The sequence below is a fragment of the Streptomyces sp. NPDC058000 genome, from assembly GCF_042886435.1.
In the GTDB taxonomy this organism is placed as follows: domain Bacteria; phylum Actinomycetota; class Actinomycetes; order Streptomycetales; family Streptomycetaceae; genus Streptomyces.
In genome coordinates this window covers 32,267-46,771 of record NZ_JBHVQS010000033.1, presented here as the reverse complement: position 1 = coordinate 46,771, position 14,505 = coordinate 32,267, and the positions used below count along the sequence as shown (strand labels likewise).

Here is a 14,505-nt window from a genome sequence, read left to right as displayed (position 1 = left end):
CACGTCGTAGCGCAGCTGACAATCACGTCGTAGCCCGGGAGGTCCCTCCGGCGGGGAGAAGTCGAGTGTCAGTGCGGCGCGTTACCTTCTGAATCAGCCGGACGTGCCGGGCGTCGGCGGCTCGTACCAGACGTTCCCGGTGGAGGGGGGTGGTACGGGATGCTCGGGTGGCGGGCGGCAGCACGCGGCCGATGGTGCGGTGCGGGTGCGGATGCCGCTAGGGCGTGTCCGGGTGGGGCAGGCCGATGGGGTTGGGGAAGGGCAGGACGTCCGCGGTCAGGATGCGGCGGACGACCGGGTGGAGCAGGTCCAGCAGGTGGTCGGTGTCCGCCGGGGAGAGCGGGCGGAGGAGTCGGGCTGCGAGGCGGTCGGTTTCCGCCTCGATGTGGGCGCGTTCGTGCCGGCCCGGTGCGGTTGCGTTGCCGTGGGCGTCGAGGAGGTTGCGGGAGCGCAGGCGGTCCTCGGCGGCGGCCCACTCCTGCTCGGTCCAGCCGCGGTCCTCCCGCATGGTGTCCTCGGGTACCCGGCCGGTGGCGGCGGTGAGGACCAGTGCTTCGCAGCCGTCCAGTTCCCGGTCGGCGAGCACGGCGAGGTGGGCTTCACCGCGGAACTCCCGCAGTGTGGTGGTGAGTTGCCAGAGCCGTTCCACGGGGTCGGCGTGATCGCACAGTGCGCGGTTGGCGGCGAAGAGCGGGCGCGCGGTGTCGGGGGCGGCGTCGACGAGTGCCTGGAGTCGGGGCAGCAGTGCGGTGGCGGACCGGTCGAGGTCCGGGGCGACGGCGCGGAGGGCGCGGGCGGCGCGGGTGCCGCGTTCGTCGAGGACGTGGGCCGGGCTGACGGTGCTCCAGGCGGCGGGCAGTGCGCGGGCCACCATGCCCGGGGCGAAGACTCCGAGGACGGCGGTGGCGGTCGCGGGTTCGACGGCGCCCAGGGGTGCGGTGCGGGCGGCGAAGTAGCCCATCCAGAAGCCTTTGAGGCCGAGGGCCTTGCCCAGGGCCCGGCAGTCGTCGTCGAAGTAGCAGACCGCGTGCAGGGGCTCGGTCATCAGCCAGAGCGATCGGGCCCGCTGTGCCGTGGGCGGCTCCATAGTCTGCTCCTCGGGCGGCTGTTGGGAGTGCGGTGTGTGCGGGGCGGCCCGGTGCCCCGCCGGGGGCGGTTCCTCGGGTGGCTCCGCTTCTCGCACGCTATCGCCGTCCGGGCGGGGGCGCAGGGAAAGCGCGGACGGCGGAGCGGGCGGCCTTCCTCGCTGCGCTGCGGGCTGAGGACCAGGGCATCCGCACCGTGGAGCGGCTCGACGGGAAGGTAGGCGGGATCGACGTCCCGCGGATCATCGACGCCGGCGAGGGCGGCCCGCCGATCGGCTCGGCAATACGCGCGGGGATGCAGCCGCCCGCACGTGACTCGGGCGCTCCTGCTCGGTCTGTGGGCGTGCCGTGGCGACTCGTCCGAGGGCACGGCCATGGGGTGCGGCGACGACGCCCCCCGACGAGCAGCTACACCTCGACGACAGCTACGAGCGGGCCACCGATTCCACCCGCCAGTCACTGGACCGTGTTGCCTCTGCCCTCGCGACCGGATACCCCGACCGGCCGGTGTACGTGCTGGCCAGCGCCACCGCGTTCTCCGGTGGGGAGGGTGTGGCGACGTGGCGTACCCGCTCCAGGCGCATGGGCGGGCGGTGGTCGTCGGCGCGCCGCCCCGGGGCGTTGCGCGCCCCGTTGCGCGGCATCCGGTGAGCGGGCGCATCACGGTCGCGGCGCCGACCGCGCGGAGCGTGCACGCGGCGGCGGGGCCGGCTGGGAGGGGGTGGGCGGCCGACCGGATCGTGCCGTTCCGGCGGAGCGGGTGCTTGGGGGCGTACGAGGTGGCCGCGGCGGGGCGACACCCGGGGAGCCGCGCCGTGGGTCAGAGCAGGATCAGGGTGCTGCGGTGCGCTGGTGGGTGGGCCGCTGTGTCAGGGGCGGCCGCCGGCGCCGAAGCCGGAGTCCCAGGCCCAGAGGTGGGTGCAGGCGGGGCACTGGAGGTGCAGCAGGCTGCCCTTGTTGGACAGCAGGTAGCGCCAGTGGTCGTCGCAGGTGCGGCCGGCATGGCAGGTGTCGCAGTCCTGGTGGTCCTGGCAACGGGGGCAGGGCACCCAGGCGCGGCGGCCGATGTCGGCGGTGGGGTCGATCGGCAGCATGCTCAGCCCTGTCCGGCGGCCGGCAGCACTCCGGCGGCGACCAGCATGGCGTAGGTGGCCTGCTGGTCGGCGTCGAGGCCGGAGTAGAGGAGCCGCTGGGCCTCCGCCTCGTCCTTCATCACCGCGACGGGGTCCCAGGTGTCGCCGAGCGCGGCGAGGACTTCGGCCCGGCGCCGGGCCTCGTGGCCGGCGAGGTCGAGCTCGAAGGTCCCGCGGGTGCCGTCGTCGGAGATCCCGGTGACGCGGGATATGTCAGCTCCGGGGCTGGAGGGGCTGGTGGGGTCAGTCATGCTGCGCTTCCTGTACCACTCGCGGACGATTCGGACGAGTACCGCTGATCGGACGTGTTTAGCAAGTGGGACGGGATTGAGGAAGCGTCAGCCGGAGGCGCTCTCCGGAAGGGTGCCGAGAGCGACGACGGAGAGGCGGAATATCGGGGTCGGGGCGGAAACGCCGACCGGCCGGGCGTGACGGATGTCATGCCCGCGGGCGCTCCGCGACCGGGGTGTTGGCGGCCGGGCCCCGACCCCCGTCGTCCCGGGCGCGCAGGGTGCTGCGCGCCCGGGCCGCAGTCGGCTACGGGGTCTCCTCCGCCGCGTCCGGACGGTGCGGAGGGCGGGGCGGCAGGCGGCGGAGGGCGACCACTGCGGCGTCGTCCGCCAGGCGGCCGCCGGTGTGGGCGAAGAGGTCCTCGCGCAGCCGACGGAGCACGGACTGGGGGCTGCTGCGGCTCCAGGCGCCGGCCCGTTCGGTCAGCGGGTAGAAGTCGCCGTCGGCGTTGCGCGCCTCGCTCACCCCGTCCGTGTAGAGGAGCAGCAGGTCACCGGGGTGGAAGGGGAAGGTGTCGACGTCGTAGCCCTGCGGGCCGTCGAGGGCGCCGAGGCCGATGGGGAGGGCGGGGCATTGGGGGTCGAGGGTGCGGGCCTGGCCGTCGCGCAGCAGGAGGGCGGGCGGGTGGCCGCAGCTGATGATGCTCAGTTCGGGGCGCCGGTCGGGGATGTCGAAGAGTGCGACGGTGGCGAACGTTTCGTCGGGGTCAGGGCCGGGCGTGGGGTGGGGTACGGCCCGCTCCGCAGTGGCCGGGACGCTGTCGGCGGGGTCGGTGGCGGCCGGCCGGGCGGCCGGGGCGCGCCACTGGCTGGTGTCCCAACGGACCGCGCCGTCCAGGTGGCGGGCGAGGCGGGGCAGGGTGGCCTGGCGGTGCGCGGCCGCCCGGAAGGCGCCGAGGATGAGCGCCGCGTGGCTGTACGCGGGCAGGCCCTTGCCGCGGACGTCCCCGATGATCAGCCGGGTACTGGCGGCGGTGCGGGCGGCGGCGAACAGGTCACCGCCCATCTCCGCCTCTTCCTCCGCCGGGAGGTACAGCGAGGCGATCTCCAGATCGCCGCTACGCGCCGGCAGCGGCCGCAGCAGGACCTGCTGGGCCACGGCCGCCACCGAGCGACTGCGGGTCAGTCGCCGCTCATTGCGCTCGCGCACGACGCTGAAGAGGAAGACCAGCGCCGAGACCACGATCAGGGAGCTGATCTGCGCGTAGAGGTTCTCGGTGAAGAGGGCGCCGCGGGCGAGGCCGATGCTCACCTGGGCGGCGACCGCCAGCGTGCCGATCACCGCGGTCGGGCCGGGTCCGGCGAAGGCGGCGGTGAGGGCGGGGGCGGCGACCAGCAGCGGGCCCAGGTGGATGTCCGGCGGCGCGAGGGCGTCGACCATGGAGACCGCGACGATCAGCCCGATCGGGATCAGCAGCAGGGCATGGCTCGGGTCCGGTCGCTGGCTCAGCCGCGTCAGCCGTCGAAAGGGCATGCATCATGGTTGCACTCGGATAAGGGAAATGTCCGGATCGTCGAGTTGTTCCCGGCTCTTCCGCCGCTCCCGCTTGATGCCGTTACTCCTGTCCCTGCGGGGCGGTTGACGGCGCCCCGCAGCCCCCGCCCCGGCCTCGTTACTCGATGACGAGCTCGACGTCGATGTTCCCGCGCGTGGCCTTCGAGTAGGGGCAGAACTGGTGCGTCGCCTCGACGAGCTGCCGTCCGGTCTCGCCCGCCAGCGCGTCCGGGAGCTCGACCCGCATGACGACGGCGAGGCCGAAGCCGGTGGCGTCCTTGCCGATCGAGACCTCGGCGGTGACCGAGACGTCCTTGGTGTCCAGCTTCATCTGGCGACCGACGTTGGCCATGGCGCTGGCGAAGCAGGCGGCGTACCCGGCGGCGAAGAGCTGCTCGGGGTTGGTGCCGGCGCCGTCGCCGCCGAGGGCCGGGGGCATGGCCAGGGCGAGGTCGAGCTGACCGTCGGAGCTGACGGCCCGGCCCTCGCGACCGTTGGCGGTGGCGGCGGCGGTGTACAGGGCGTCCATGAGGGGTCCCTTCGCGTGGTGGACGGGGGCGGGTCGCGCTCGACCCGGCGTTCCGCGGCGGGCCGGCCGTGCGGCCCGGCCGGAAACAACAGTCGCACGTGATTGAGTTGTGCGCAAGTTGATTGTGCACAACTGAATAGACCTCCGCGCGTTAATCTGGCTCCATGACCACGCCCCCGGTTTCCGATGCCGAACTGCTCCGCCTCGACCACCAGGTCTGCTTCTCGCTGCACGCCGCCTCGCGGGCGTTCGGGAGCGTCTACCGGGAGGCCCTGAAGGAATTGGGGCTGACCTACCCCCAGTACCTGGTCATGCTGGTGCTGTGGGAGCACGGCCCGGAGCCGGTCAAGCGCATCGGCGAGCGGCTGCGGCTGGACTCCGGCACGCTCTCGCCGCTGCTCAAGCGCCTGGAGGCGGCGGGACTGGTGCACCGGGAGCGCAGCCCCGAGGACGAGCGGTCAGTGATCATCCGGCTCACCGGGGCCGGCGAGGCGCTGCGGGAGCGGGCACTGCCGGTCCCGCGCCGGATGCTGGCCGCGACCGGGCTCACCGTCGATGAACTCCGGACGCTGCGCGGCCTGTTGGGTCGGGTCACCAGCGCGCTCGACGAGTCCTGAGGGGACACTGCCGCCGGCGCGCGCCCCGCGGGGGTTGCTCGACACCGGCCGGCGTACGACCCGTACCCCGCAGCCCGTTCCGGCGTTAGACACCGAGCCGTTCCTCGTGGCGCGCGCCGCCTGGACGGATACCTCTCCCCCACTCCGGTGCGCCCATCACCCCATTGAGCTACCGAGGTTGGGGAGCGCCCCGGACAAAGGCGTATAAAGGGTCGCCAAACCAGCCGGAGCCACCGGCGAAATATCCGCCCAGGACACGGTTGGCAGCATCGCCTACGAACAGCGGAGGAGCGCCACGTGAATGCGGCAGAAGTTGTCAACACCTTGCTGGAGGAGCGGTTCGGGGTCGCACGCGGTGAGGTGACGGCGGATACCCCGCTGCGCAGCCTGCGACTGGACTCCCTGGCCCTGGAAGAGCTCCGGGTGCTCATCGAGGAGCGGCTGGACATCGATCTCGAAGAGGTGTCGCTCACCTCGCGCGACACCGTGGGTCAGCTGGTGGCGGCCATCGACGGCAAAGTCGCGGCGTGACGGCCCGCCAGAAGCCGTTCACCGCGGCCGTGACCGGACTGGGCCTGGTGACCGCGGCGGGCGTGGGGACCAAGGCCACCTGGCACTCCGTCACCCATGACGTGGTGCCCGGCAACGTGTCCCAGCAGGCCGAACTCATGGATCTACCCTGTGACTTCATGTACACGGCGGCAGATCTGGACCCCGCCGCGCTGCTCGGGGTGGCCACTCAGCGGCTGATGGACCGCTTCTCGCAGCTCGCGGTGATCGCCGCCCGGGAGGCGGTCGACGACGCGGGGCTGGACCCGGGCAGCTGGGACAGCGCCCGGGTCGCGGTGGTGATCGGCTCCGCCCACGGCGGGCTGCCGTTCTACGACCAGCAGAGCGCGGCGCTGGCCGGGCACGGCGCCCGACGGGTCTCCCCCAAGCTGGCGCCGCTGACCGTGATCAACAGTGCGGCGAGCAGCGTCTGCATGGACCTCGGGGCGCACGGCCCCAGCCTGGGGGTGGCGACGGCGTGCTCCTCCGGGACCGTCGCGGTGGGCACCGCGCACCAGCTGCTGCGCGCCGGGGCCTGCGATATCGCCATCGCGGGCGGTGCGGAGTCGGTGCTCTCCCGCCTGCTGATCGCCAGCGCCTGCCAGATGAAGGCGGTCTCCACCCGGCGGGAGGACCCGACCGCGGCCTGCCGCCCCTTCGACGCGGACCGGGACGGTTTCGTCGTCGGCGAGGGCTCGGGGCTGCTGGTGCTGGAGCGGCCCGAACACGCCCTGGCCCGGCGGGCACCGATCCGTGCGCGGATCGCCGGCTACGGGGCGTCCAGCGATGCGTACGCGGCGGTGGCGCCGGATCCTGAGGGCCTCGGCATCGAGCGGGCGTTGCGCACCGCGCTGACGGACGCCGACGTCCAACCCGGCGACGTGGGGCATGTGAACGCGCACGGCACCTCGACGGTGCTGAACGACCACATCGAGGCGGTGATGTTGCGGAGAGTGCTCGGCGAGCATCCGTTGGTGACGTCGACGAAGGGGATGACCGGGCACACGCTGGGCGCCTCGGGCGGGATCGAGACCGCGTTGACCGTCCTGGCGCTGGAGCAGCAGTTGGTGCCGCCGACCGCCAACCTCACGGTGCCCGACCCGCGGATCCCGATCGACGTGGTGCGCGCCGCGGCCCGGCCGGCGGCGTTCGACTGCGCGGTCAAAACGTCGCTGGGCTTCGGGGGTCACAATGCGGCGCTCGTCCTGACCCGCGGCTGACCGGCCGGTCCTGCCGGGGTCCGGGCGCGCTCCGGGCGCTCCGGGCCTCATCGAGCCTCTCCGAGAAGGAAGCAGCCATGTCCGAGGAAGTGATCCGCTCCCTGTCGGTGCGCGGGGTGTCGTACGCGTACCGGGTGCTGCGGCAGCCGGAGCGGTGCACCGAGCCCGTCCTGGTGCTGGGCGGTGCGTTGCAGGGGATGTTCGGCTGGCCGCAGATGGAGGACCGGTTGGGGCCGGTGGCGGAGGTGGTGACCGCGGACCTGCCCGGGATGGGTGGTGCGGAGCCGCTGCCGCCGGGGCCGAGCATCGAGGTGCTGTGTGCGGCGATCCTGGGGATCATCGACGATCTCGGTGTCCCGCGGATCAATCTCTTCGGCTTCTCCTACGGGGCGGGCCTGGCCTTCGGGTGCGCCCGGCGGTTCCCCGAGCGGATCGCGCGGCTGGTGATGGGTGGGGTGCCGGCGCACATCAGCGAGGCGCAGGTGGCGCACTGGCGGCGGGCGGCGGGGCACCTGGCGGAGGGGGACACCGACACCTTCGCCACGATGGTGGCCGAGGGGCTGCTGTGTCGTGACGAGAGCCGGTCGGTCGCCCGACGGGAGCTGGCGTACCGCTATGTGCGGCGGGCGATGCTGCAGGCGGCGTTGCACTCCCCGCATGCGGTGGATTCGCTGCGCCGGGCGCTGACCGACCGGCCGGACTTCGCGGGGGGCTTGTCCGGCGTCCCGACGTTGGTCTTCAGCGGTGAGCACGACACGGTGACCGCGCCGTCCCGGCAGCGGGACTTCGCGGCGACCATTGCGGGGAGCCACTTCCTGGCCATTCCCGACGCGGATCACTGGGTGGTGTTGGAACGTCCTGAGGAGGTTGCGGAATTGGCGGTCCGGTTCTTCACGGACCGGCCGCTGGGGGTGGTGGGCCGCTCGGCCGCGGCGGGTGCGGGCGCGGTCGCCGATCCGGTGCGGGCGTGAGGAGCGGACCGGGCGGCCACGGGCCGTAGCCGGGTGACCGCACAGCGGCGGGGCCGGGGACGGCGAGCCGGCCCCGTCGGGCTGTGAGCCAGGCAACAAACCGCCGTGTCGGGAGGGGCTCTTGAGGGCCCCAGGCGGTGATGCGGGGCACGCGACGTACGTCACGTACGACCCGGACTAGTCGAGTCCGGGTGCGGCGCGGGCCGGGGATTTCCGGCCTCATTACGGACATCTCGCCCGAACGCACGAAGATGGGTAGTACACGGCATCATTGCCACCATCCCGGGCCGGCGTTAACCATGTTTCCGGTAACACCGAGAACGAGCCTGCGGACTCCGCCAGAGCGGCGAGCGCGGCACCGACCCTCGGTCCCCGAGACGCCACCGATGGCCATCTCCCCGCCACCAAGCCCTGGAAGAGGTCACCTCCGCATGCCCATGCCCCGCTTCTCCCTGCCCCGAACCGCCCGCCTCAGCCGCACGCACAAGATCTCCGCGGCGCTGGTGGCCTCCGCGAGCTGCGCAGCCGCCCTGGCGATGACCGCGGCGCCGAGCAACGCCGCGGCCCCGGCCGCGCACGCGTCCGCCACGGTGAAGCCGGTCAGCGCCAACGGCCTGCCGGTCATGGCGAAGGACAAGGCGGCCACGGAGCAGGACCATGTGGTCACCGCCTCGGTCGCGGACCACCTGAAGGTCACCGCGGTCGACAAGCAGGGCCACGCCGCCCAGCAGGCCGCCGACCGTTCCGCGGAGCGCGCCGAGATCGTCAAGGAGGCGCCGAAGGCCGCCCCCAAGGCCGCGGCGCCGAAGCAGTACACCGACAACCTCGACGGCTGGATCCGCGAGTCCCTGGACATCATGAAGTCCAAGGGCATCCCCGGCAGCTACGAGGGCCTGCACCGCAACATCATGCGGGAGTCCAGCGGCAACCCGCACGCCATCAACGACTGGGACATCAACGCCCGCAACGGCATACCCTCCAAGGGCCTGCTCCAGGTGATCCAGCCCACGTTCAACACGTACCACGTGTCGGGTACGCCCCATAACCTCTACGACCCGGTGGCCAACATCACCGCCGCTGCCAACTACGCGGCCCACCGCTACGGCTCGATCGACAACGTCAACTCCGCTTACTGAGGCGGCTTTCCGCGCCAGGACTCCACGAGGGAGCGCCCGGCCGGGACCCCGCGCCCTTGAGGCGCCCCGAACAGCACGGCAATGGCCCTGCCCGCAACTCGCGAGCAGGGCCATTGCCGTTGGCGTTTTCGTCAGTAGCTGTGGGCATGGCGCGACGGGCCGCCGAAGAGCACATCCAGGAGGTGCTCGGCGAAGCGGAGGCCGGCGCGCTCCTTGGGGGTGAGGTGGTTCGCGTGGCGGCCCTGATGGCGGCCCTGATGGCGGCCCTGGTCGCGGTCGGCGGGGGCGGCGGCGGCGACCCCGGTGGCGAGGATTCCGGCGGCGAGCAGGCCGCTGAGCACGACGGTGGTGCGACGGAGCATGAGCACTTCCCTACGGTGAGTGGTGGTGGTGCGTGATCCCACTCTCAGGGACCCGCGCTCCCGGCGCCTTGCGACAGTCCGGGCGCTGCTACGAACGGACCAGCCGCATCGCCGCATCGACGGGTCCAGGGGGCGCGGCCCGCTTCCGGTGCGCCCCGAGGGCGTGAAGTGCGGGGTGGCGATGGCGAATTCGGGGTGTGACCCAGGCAACTCGCAAGGGGTTTCCCGGGGGCCTTCGAGGGCCCCGGCAGGTGACGCCGGGCACGCGACGTACGTCACGTACGAGCCGGCCTAGTCGACGCCGGAGCGGGTCGGACCCATGAACACGGGGTTAAAACCGGCCGATTTCGGACATCACGCCCTATCTCACGAAGAAGGGTAGTACAGGGGGGCATTGCCACCCGTGGGGTCGGCCGTTAACCATGGATCCAGTCGCACCGAGAGCGTGCCGCACCTCCCGCCCCCAAGGGCGAACGCGGCCAAGAGTCTCCGGTCCGAACGCGCCAACGATGGCCGCCTCCCCGTCCCCAACACCTGGAAGAGGTCACCCCCGTATGCCCAGTTTCACCCTGCCCCGCGCTGCCCGGATCGCCCGTATCACCCGTACCCACAAGGTTGCCGTGGCCGTTCTGGCCGCCGCCGGCGCCACCACGGGCCTGGCCGCCACCGCGGCCCCGAGCAACGCCGTGAGCACGGCCGCGCACGCCCCCGCCGCGGTCAAGCCGGTGAGCGCCAACGGGATGCCCGCCAAGGCCGACGGCGCCAAGGTCGAGCGCCCGGTGAGCGCCTCCGTCGCGGACCACATCAAGGTCACCGCGGTCGCGAAGCAGGGCCACACCGCCGAGCAGGCCGCCAGCCGCTCCGCCGACCGCCCGGCCGCGCCGAAGAAGTACACCGACAACCTCGACGGCTGGATCCACCAGGCCCTGGACATCATGAAGTCCAAGGGCATCCCCGGCAGCTACGAGGGCCTGCACCGCAACATCATGCGGGAGTCCAGCGGCAACCCCAACGCCGTCAACGACTGGGACATCAACGCTCAGAACGGCATACCCTCCAAGGGCCTGCTCCAGGTGATCCAGCCCACCTTCGAGACCTTCCACGTCGCCGGCACCGCCGACAAGCTCACCGACCCGGTGGCCAACATCACCGCCGCAGCCAACTACGCGGCCCACCGCTACGGCTCGATCGACAACGTCGACTCGGCGTACTGAGCCACCGTCGACGACGGATGAGACATCCGGCCCGGCAGGGTCGACAGAGAGAACTGGCGAAGCGGTGACATGGCGCGTTCGCCGCTGAGCGGAGAGCGGGTCCCGGCACTGCCGGGGCCCGCTCCTCTCGTGCCACGACCGCCGGGCGGAGGAAACGTGGGCGCCGCCGGACGGGTGAGATGGCCCGGCCGGACGGCGGACCCCCGGCCCATCGAGCCATAGAGCCGAGCATTTCAGCGTATAAGTCTTTCATCGGCAGGATTCTGCTCAAATGCTGCCGAAACTGACTCAACCGAAGTCCTTCGGAGGCACGCGATGCCCTTGCGCAGATCCGCACCGGCCCGGCGTACGGTCCCCTTTGCGGCCGGCTCCCTCGTCTCACTCGTCACCGTGCTCGCACTGCCCCTCACGCTGCCCGGCACCGCCCTCGCGACGCCGGACGTCGCGAAGACACCCGCCCATCCCGAGCAGGACTGGATGGGCTCGACCATCGCCGCGCACGAGGGCGTCGAGCAGTCCAGCGGCTCGGAACCACGCGGCGCCTGGACCCGGAAGTCCGTGGCCGGGGTCGACGTCTCCAGCCACAACGGCAAGGTCGGCTGGGGGAAGCTGCGGCACATGGGGGTGCGGTTCGCGTACGTCAAGGCCACCGAGGGGACCAGCTACAAGAACCCGTACTTCATCGAGCAGTACCGGGGCTCGTACAACGCCGGCATGATCCACGGCGCGTACCACTTCGCGCTGCCGGACCACTCCGGCGGCGCGAAGCAGGCGCGGTACTTCGCGCACCACGGCGGGGGCTGGTCGCGGGACGGCCGGACGCTGCCGGGCGCGCTCGACATGGAGTACAACCCCTACGGCGCGACCTGCTACGGGAAGAGCCACGACAGCATGGTCAGTTGGATCGCCGACTTCGTACGCGCCTACCGGGAGGAGACCGGGCGGGACGCGGTGATCTACACCTCGGCCAACTGGTGGAAGCGGTGCACCGGCAACTCCGGGCGGTTCGGGCGGAGCAACCCACTGTGGATCCCCCGCTACGGCTCCTCCGTCGGTTCCCTGCCGGGCGGTTGGCGGTTCCACAGCATCTGGCAGCACACCTCCTCGGGGCACACCGTCGGTGACCACAACCGGTTCAACGGCCCCTACAGCAGGCTGAAGGTGCTGGCCTACGGCGCGGACGACGACGACTGAGGCGAGGAAGAAGCGAAGACGAAGCGAAGGTCAAGGCCAAGGGGAAGGCGAAGGCGAAGGCGAAGACCGAGGCTAAAAGGAACATGCGTACTGGCGGAATTTCGCGTACAACCATCCCCGTCCGGCTGGCGTCCAACACGGTGCGGCACCAATTCGGTGCATGACCACGCGACGGACACCACCCGACGGGGGTTTTCCATGAAGCGTTCCTCTCTCCTCACCGGTTCGGCGGCACTGGCCGTGGCGAGCATCGCCACACTGGGCCTGGCCACCACCGCATCGGCCGCGCCGGTCCGCAGTGCGGCGTACAACGGCGCCTGCGGCAGCGGGTACGGAGTCGTGAATTCTGTACCGGTCGGCGGAAAGGGCACGGTCTATCTCACGTACAGCGCAAAGACCGGAAAGAACTGCGTGGTGACGATCCGGAACAGCCCCGGGAAGCCGGTATTCGTCCACGCCGAACTCGGGCCGTCCGACCACAGTTCCGCCCCGGTATTCGACAGCGGGAAATACACCACCTATGCCGGCCCGGTCTATCTCGCGGCGAAAGGGCGGTGCGTGGACTGGGGCGGGGCCATCGAATCGGTGAAGGTCAGTGTCACCGGCTCCAACTGCGGGCGGTTGGCGCCCGGGGTCGTGGTCCGGCACTGAACGGGCCTTCCCGGTAAGGGAGTTCCGTAGCGGGAGGGGTCAGTACCCGGTGGGCCGCACCAGCCCCGTCTCGTAGGCGAAGACGGCGGCCTGGGTCCGGTCACGCAGTCCCAGCTTGACCAGGATGCGGCCCACATGGGTCTTCACGGTCTGCTCGGCCACCACCAGGCGCACGGCGATCTCCGCGTTCGACAGGCCCTGGGCGATCAGCGACAGTACCTCGGTCTCGCGTTCGGTCAGCCCCGTCACCCGGTCCTTGAGCGGGGTGCGCGGGGCGCCGGACATCCGGGAGAACTCGGCGATCAGCCGCTTGGTGATACTGGGCGCCAGCAGGGCGTCGCCGGCCGCCACCACCCGTACCGCCTGGGCGAGTTCATCGGCCGAGGCGTCCTTGAGGAGGAAGCCGGAGGCGCCGGCGCGCAGCGCCTCGTAGACGTATTCGTCGAGGTCGAAGGTGGTCAGGACGAGGACCTTGACGGTGGCGTCGGCCGGTTCGGTGATCCGGCGGGTGGCGTCGATGCCGCCGAGTCCGGGCATCCGGATGTCCATCAGGACGACGTCCGGGGCGAGTTCGGCGGTCTTGGTGATGGCGTCGTGGCCGTCCACCGCCTGGCCGACGACCTCGATGCCCGGTTCGGCGTTGAGCAGCACCGTGAAGCCCTGCCGGACCATCATCTGGTCGTCCGCGATCAGGACGCGGATGGCTCGGGTGGTGGCGGTCGTCATGGGGTGTCCTCGGCGTCGTCGGAGGGGGCGTCGGGGGTGGCGGGGGCAGTGGGGGCGGGGAGGATCGCGGTGACCTCGTAGCCGCCGTCGGGGGTGGGGCCGGTGGCGAGTTCGCCGCCGAGCATCGCGGTGCGTTCGTGCATGCCGAGCAGGCCGTGGCCGGTACCCGGGGAGGGCTGGGCTGGCCGGTCGGGGGCGGTGTTGGTGACGCGGAGGGTGACCCGGTCCGGGAGGTAGCCGAGCGCGACGTGGACGGCGGCGCCGGGCGCGTGGCGCATCGCGTTGCTGAGCGCCTCCTGGACGATCCGGAACGCCGACAGTTCGGTGCCGGGCGAGAGCGGGCGCGGGGTGCCGGAGGTGTCGACGGTGACCGCGACGCCGGCGCCGCGCACGTTGCCGACGAGTTCTTCGAGCCGGTCGAGGGTGGGTTGCGGGGCGTGCGGGACGCTCTCCGGCCGGGTGTCCTCGGAGCGCAGGACGCCGAGGACCCGGCGGAGTTCGGTGAGGGCCTCGACGGCGTTCTGGCGGATGCCGCGGAGGTTCTCCTTGAGTTCGTCGGAGGGGTTCTCGGCCAGGTGGGGGGCGACCTGGGCCTGGATGGAGATCACCGACATGTGGTGGGCGACCACGTCGTGGAGTTCGCGGGCGATCCGGTTGCGCTCCTCCAGGAGCGTGCGGCGGGCGCGTTCCTCCGCGGTGAGCTTCTCCTGGACGACCAGTTCGGTGCGGGCCTTCTGGCGGCCCCGGAGCAGGGCGCCGACCAGGGCGCAGACCGCGAGCACGATGACCGGCAGGTGGTCGTCGCGGAAGCTGTCGGAGACCAGCGCGTTGGCGAAGGCGCCGGCCAGGATGCCGAGTACCAGCATCTCGGCGGTGGCCCGGGGCCGGACCCGCAGCGCGGCGAGGAACAGCACGATGGCCTGGGTCGCCAGCCCGGTGCGCTGCCAGGGCAGGTCGGCGAACGGGTGGAACACGGACCCGGCCTGGTACCCGACCACCAGCAGCGCCGCGGTCGACGCCCACCAGGCCAGGACCGGGCGGTAGAGGGCGAGGATCGGCGCCGCGGCCTGGATCCCGGAGACGGGGAGGGCGATCACCATGCTCATCCCGTACTGGAACGCATAGGTGTTGGCGTTGCCGGCGAGCAGGACGACCCCGAACACCACCAGCGGGACGATGATCGCCGGCCGCCAATCGAGCCAGCCGGGGCGCCGGCCGCCGACCGGCAGCGGTTCCTCGGTCGCGCCGGTCCACAGGTCCTCGCGCAGGTGGCGTGGCATCGCTCGTAGTGCCGTCGTCAGCCGACCGGCCATGATCCCCCTCTTCACGGGAT

17 protein-coding genes are annotated in these 14,505 nt (G+C 71.9%); 9 read left to right on the top strand and 8 right to left on the bottom strand.

The features are described from left to right. Positions 1-217: 217 nt before the first annotated feature. The gene (locus ACFVT2_RS27130; RefSeq protein ID WP_390022052.1) at positions 218-1,087 is read right to left on the bottom strand and encodes a hypothetical protein; all 870 of its coding nucleotides are present in this window, start codon (positions 1,085-1,087) and stop codon (positions 218-220) included. A gap of 346 nt (positions 1,088-1,433) precedes the next feature. On the opposite strand from ACFVT2_RS27130, the gene ACFVT2_RS27125 reads away from it, so the two are divergent. Then, entirely contained in the window at positions 1,434-1,736 is a 303-nt protein-coding gene (locus ACFVT2_RS27125) for a hypothetical protein (RefSeq protein WP_390022050.1), read from the top strand. Between the two features lie 218 nt (positions 1,737-1,954). Here the strand turns inward: ACFVT2_RS27125 and ACFVT2_RS27120 are convergent, their stop codons facing one another. The 4 genes from ACFVT2_RS27120 to ACFVT2_RS27105 all read right to left on the bottom strand — a co-directional run bounded on the left by ACFVT2_RS27120 (position 1,955) and on the right by ACFVT2_RS27105 (position 4,532). Further along, the gene (locus tag ACFVT2_RS27120; protein WP_390022049.1) at positions 1,955-2,179 is read right to left on the bottom strand and encodes a hypothetical protein; all 225 of its coding nucleotides are present in this window, start codon (positions 2,177-2,179) and stop codon (positions 1,955-1,957) included. A 2-nt stretch (positions 2,180-2,181) separates the two neighbouring features. Next, the gene (locus ACFVT2_RS27115) at positions 2,182-2,469 is read right to left on the bottom strand and encodes a DUF6400 family protein (protein ID WP_390022048.1); all 288 of its coding nucleotides are present in this window, start codon (positions 2,467-2,469) and stop codon (positions 2,182-2,184) included. A gap of 286 nt (positions 2,470-2,755) precedes the next feature. Then, positions 2,756-3,982 (bottom strand): PP2C family protein-serine/threonine phosphatase, encoded by a 1,227-nt coding sequence (locus ACFVT2_RS27110; RefSeq protein ID WP_390022046.1) that lies wholly within the window; start codon positions 3,980-3,982, stop codon positions 2,756-2,758. A gap of 139 nt (positions 3,983-4,121) precedes the next feature. Then, entirely contained in the window at positions 4,122-4,532 is a 411-nt protein-coding gene (locus ACFVT2_RS27105; protein ID WP_390022045.1) for an organic hydroperoxide resistance protein, read from the bottom strand. A 164-nt stretch (positions 4,533-4,696) separates the two neighbouring features. Here ACFVT2_RS27105 and ACFVT2_RS27100 point away from each other — a divergent pair, with 164 nt between their 5' ends. The 5 genes from ACFVT2_RS27100 (at position 4,697) to ACFVT2_RS27080 (ending at position 9,025) form a co-directional block, all read left to right on the top strand. Next, positions 4,697-5,149, top strand: coding sequence for a MarR family winged helix-turn-helix transcriptional regulator (locus ACFVT2_RS27100; RefSeq protein ID WP_390022044.1), 453 nt, complete (start codon positions 4,697-4,699; stop codon positions 5,147-5,149). 297 nt (positions 5,150-5,446) lie between these two features. Continuing rightward, positions 5,447-5,680 (top strand): acyl carrier protein, encoded by a 234-nt coding sequence (locus ACFVT2_RS27095; RefSeq protein WP_390022042.1) that lies wholly within the window; start codon positions 5,447-5,449, stop codon positions 5,678-5,680. Next, positions 5,677-6,918 carry a beta-ketoacyl-[acyl-carrier-protein] synthase family protein gene (locus ACFVT2_RS27090; RefSeq protein ID WP_390022041.1) on the top strand — a complete coding sequence of 414 codons (1,242 nt, stop codon included), beginning with the start codon at positions 5,677-5,679 and terminating at the stop codon, positions 6,916-6,918. Before ACFVT2_RS27095 ends, ACFVT2_RS27090 begins: the two co-directional genes overlap by 4 nt. 77 nt (positions 6,919-6,995) lie before the next feature. Then, positions 6,996-7,889 (top strand): alpha/beta fold hydrolase, encoded by an 894-nt coding sequence (locus ACFVT2_RS27085; RefSeq protein WP_390022039.1) that lies wholly within the window; start codon positions 6,996-6,998, stop codon positions 7,887-7,889. A 437-nt stretch (positions 7,890-8,326) separates the two neighbouring features. Beyond that, the gene (locus ACFVT2_RS27080) at positions 8,327-9,025 is read left to right on the top strand and encodes a transglycosylase SLT domain-containing protein (RefSeq protein WP_390022126.1); all 699 of its coding nucleotides are present in this window, start codon (positions 8,327-8,329) and stop codon (positions 9,023-9,025) included. 131 nt (positions 9,026-9,156) lie between these two features. Here ACFVT2_RS27080 and ACFVT2_RS27075 read toward each other — a convergent pair whose 3' ends face one another. Then, the gene (locus ACFVT2_RS27075; protein ID WP_390022037.1) at positions 9,157-9,387 is read right to left on the bottom strand and encodes a hypothetical protein; all 231 of its coding nucleotides are present in this window, start codon (positions 9,385-9,387) and stop codon (positions 9,157-9,159) included. Between the two features lie 554 nt (positions 9,388-9,941). Between ACFVT2_RS27075 and ACFVT2_RS27070 the strand changes: the two genes are divergently transcribed. The 3 genes from ACFVT2_RS27070 (at position 9,942) to ACFVT2_RS27060 (ending at position 12,446) form a co-directional block, all read left to right on the top strand. Beyond that, on the top strand, positions 9,942-10,601 hold the full coding sequence (locus ACFVT2_RS27070) for a transglycosylase SLT domain-containing protein (RefSeq protein ID WP_390022036.1): 660 nt from the start codon (positions 9,942-9,944) through the stop codon (positions 10,599-10,601). 315 nt (positions 10,602-10,916) lie between these two features. After that, entirely contained in the window at positions 10,917-11,795 is an 879-nt protein-coding gene (locus ACFVT2_RS27065) for a lysozyme (protein ID WP_390022035.1), read from the top strand. A 198-nt stretch (positions 11,796-11,993) separates the two neighbouring features. Then, positions 11,994-12,446, top strand: a complete 453-nt coding sequence (locus tag ACFVT2_RS27060; protein WP_390022033.1) for a spore-associated protein A — start codon at positions 11,994-11,996, stop codon at positions 12,444-12,446. Between the two features lie 39 nt (positions 12,447-12,485). Here the strand turns inward: ACFVT2_RS27060 and ACFVT2_RS27055 are convergent, their stop codons facing one another. Further along, positions 12,486-13,172 (bottom strand): response regulator, encoded by a 687-nt coding sequence (locus ACFVT2_RS27055; RefSeq protein WP_390022032.1) that lies wholly within the window; start codon positions 13,170-13,172, stop codon positions 12,486-12,488. After that, positions 13,169-14,485 carry a sensor histidine kinase gene (locus tag ACFVT2_RS27050; RefSeq protein ID WP_390022125.1) on the bottom strand — a complete coding sequence of 439 codons (1,317 nt, stop codon included), beginning with the start codon at positions 14,483-14,485 and terminating at the stop codon, positions 13,169-13,171. Before ACFVT2_RS27050 ends, ACFVT2_RS27055 begins: the two co-directional genes overlap by 4 nt. Between the last annotated feature and the right edge of the window lie 20 nt (positions 14,486-14,505).

Coding starts and splice junctions, on each gene's coding strand:
- ACFVT2_RS27130 (WP_390022052.1), bottom strand. CDS start 1,087: ATGGAGCCGCCCACGGCACAGCGGGCCCGATCGCTCTGGCTGATGACC.
- ACFVT2_RS27120 (WP_390022049.1), bottom strand. CDS start 2,179: ATGCTGCCGATCGACCCCACCGCCGACATCGGCCGCCGCGCCTGGGTG.
- ACFVT2_RS27115 (WP_390022048.1), bottom strand. CDS start 2,469: ATGACTGACCCCACCAGCCCCTCCAGCCCCGGAGCTGACATATCCCGC.
- ACFVT2_RS27110 (WP_390022046.1), bottom strand. CDS start 3,982: ATGCCCTTTCGACGGCTGACGCGGCTGAGCCAGCGACCGGACCCGAGC.
- ACFVT2_RS27105 (WP_390022045.1), bottom strand. CDS start 4,532: ATGGACGCCCTGTACACCGCCGCCGCCACCGCCAACGGTCGCGAGGGC.
- ACFVT2_RS27100 (WP_390022044.1), top strand. CDS start 4,697: ATGACCACGCCCCCGGTTTCCGATGCCGAACTGCTCCGCCTCGACCAC.
- ACFVT2_RS27085 (WP_390022039.1), top strand. CDS start 6,996: ATGTCCGAGGAAGTGATCCGCTCCCTGTCGGTGCGCGGGGTGTCGTAC.
- ACFVT2_RS27080 (WP_390022126.1), top strand. CDS start 8,327: ATGCCCCGCTTCTCCCTGCCCCGAACCGCCCGCCTCAGCCGCACGCAC.
- ACFVT2_RS27075 (WP_390022037.1), bottom strand. CDS start 9,387: ATGCTCCGTCGCACCACCGTCGTGCTCAGCGGCCTGCTCGCCGCCGGA.
- ACFVT2_RS27070 (WP_390022036.1), top strand. CDS start 9,942: ATGCCCAGTTTCACCCTGCCCCGCGCTGCCCGGATCGCCCGTATCACC.
- ACFVT2_RS27065 (WP_390022035.1), top strand. CDS start 10,917: ATGCCCTTGCGCAGATCCGCACCGGCCCGGCGTACGGTCCCCTTTGCG.
- ACFVT2_RS27060 (WP_390022033.1), top strand. CDS start 11,994: ATGAAGCGTTCCTCTCTCCTCACCGGTTCGGCGGCACTGGCCGTGGCG.
- ACFVT2_RS27055 (WP_390022032.1), bottom strand. CDS start 13,172: ATGACGACCGCCACCACCCGAGCCATCCGCGTCCTGATCGCGGACGAC.
- ACFVT2_RS27050 (WP_390022125.1), bottom strand. CDS start 14,485: ATGGCCGGTCGGCTGACGACGGCACTACGAGCGATGCCACGCCACCTG.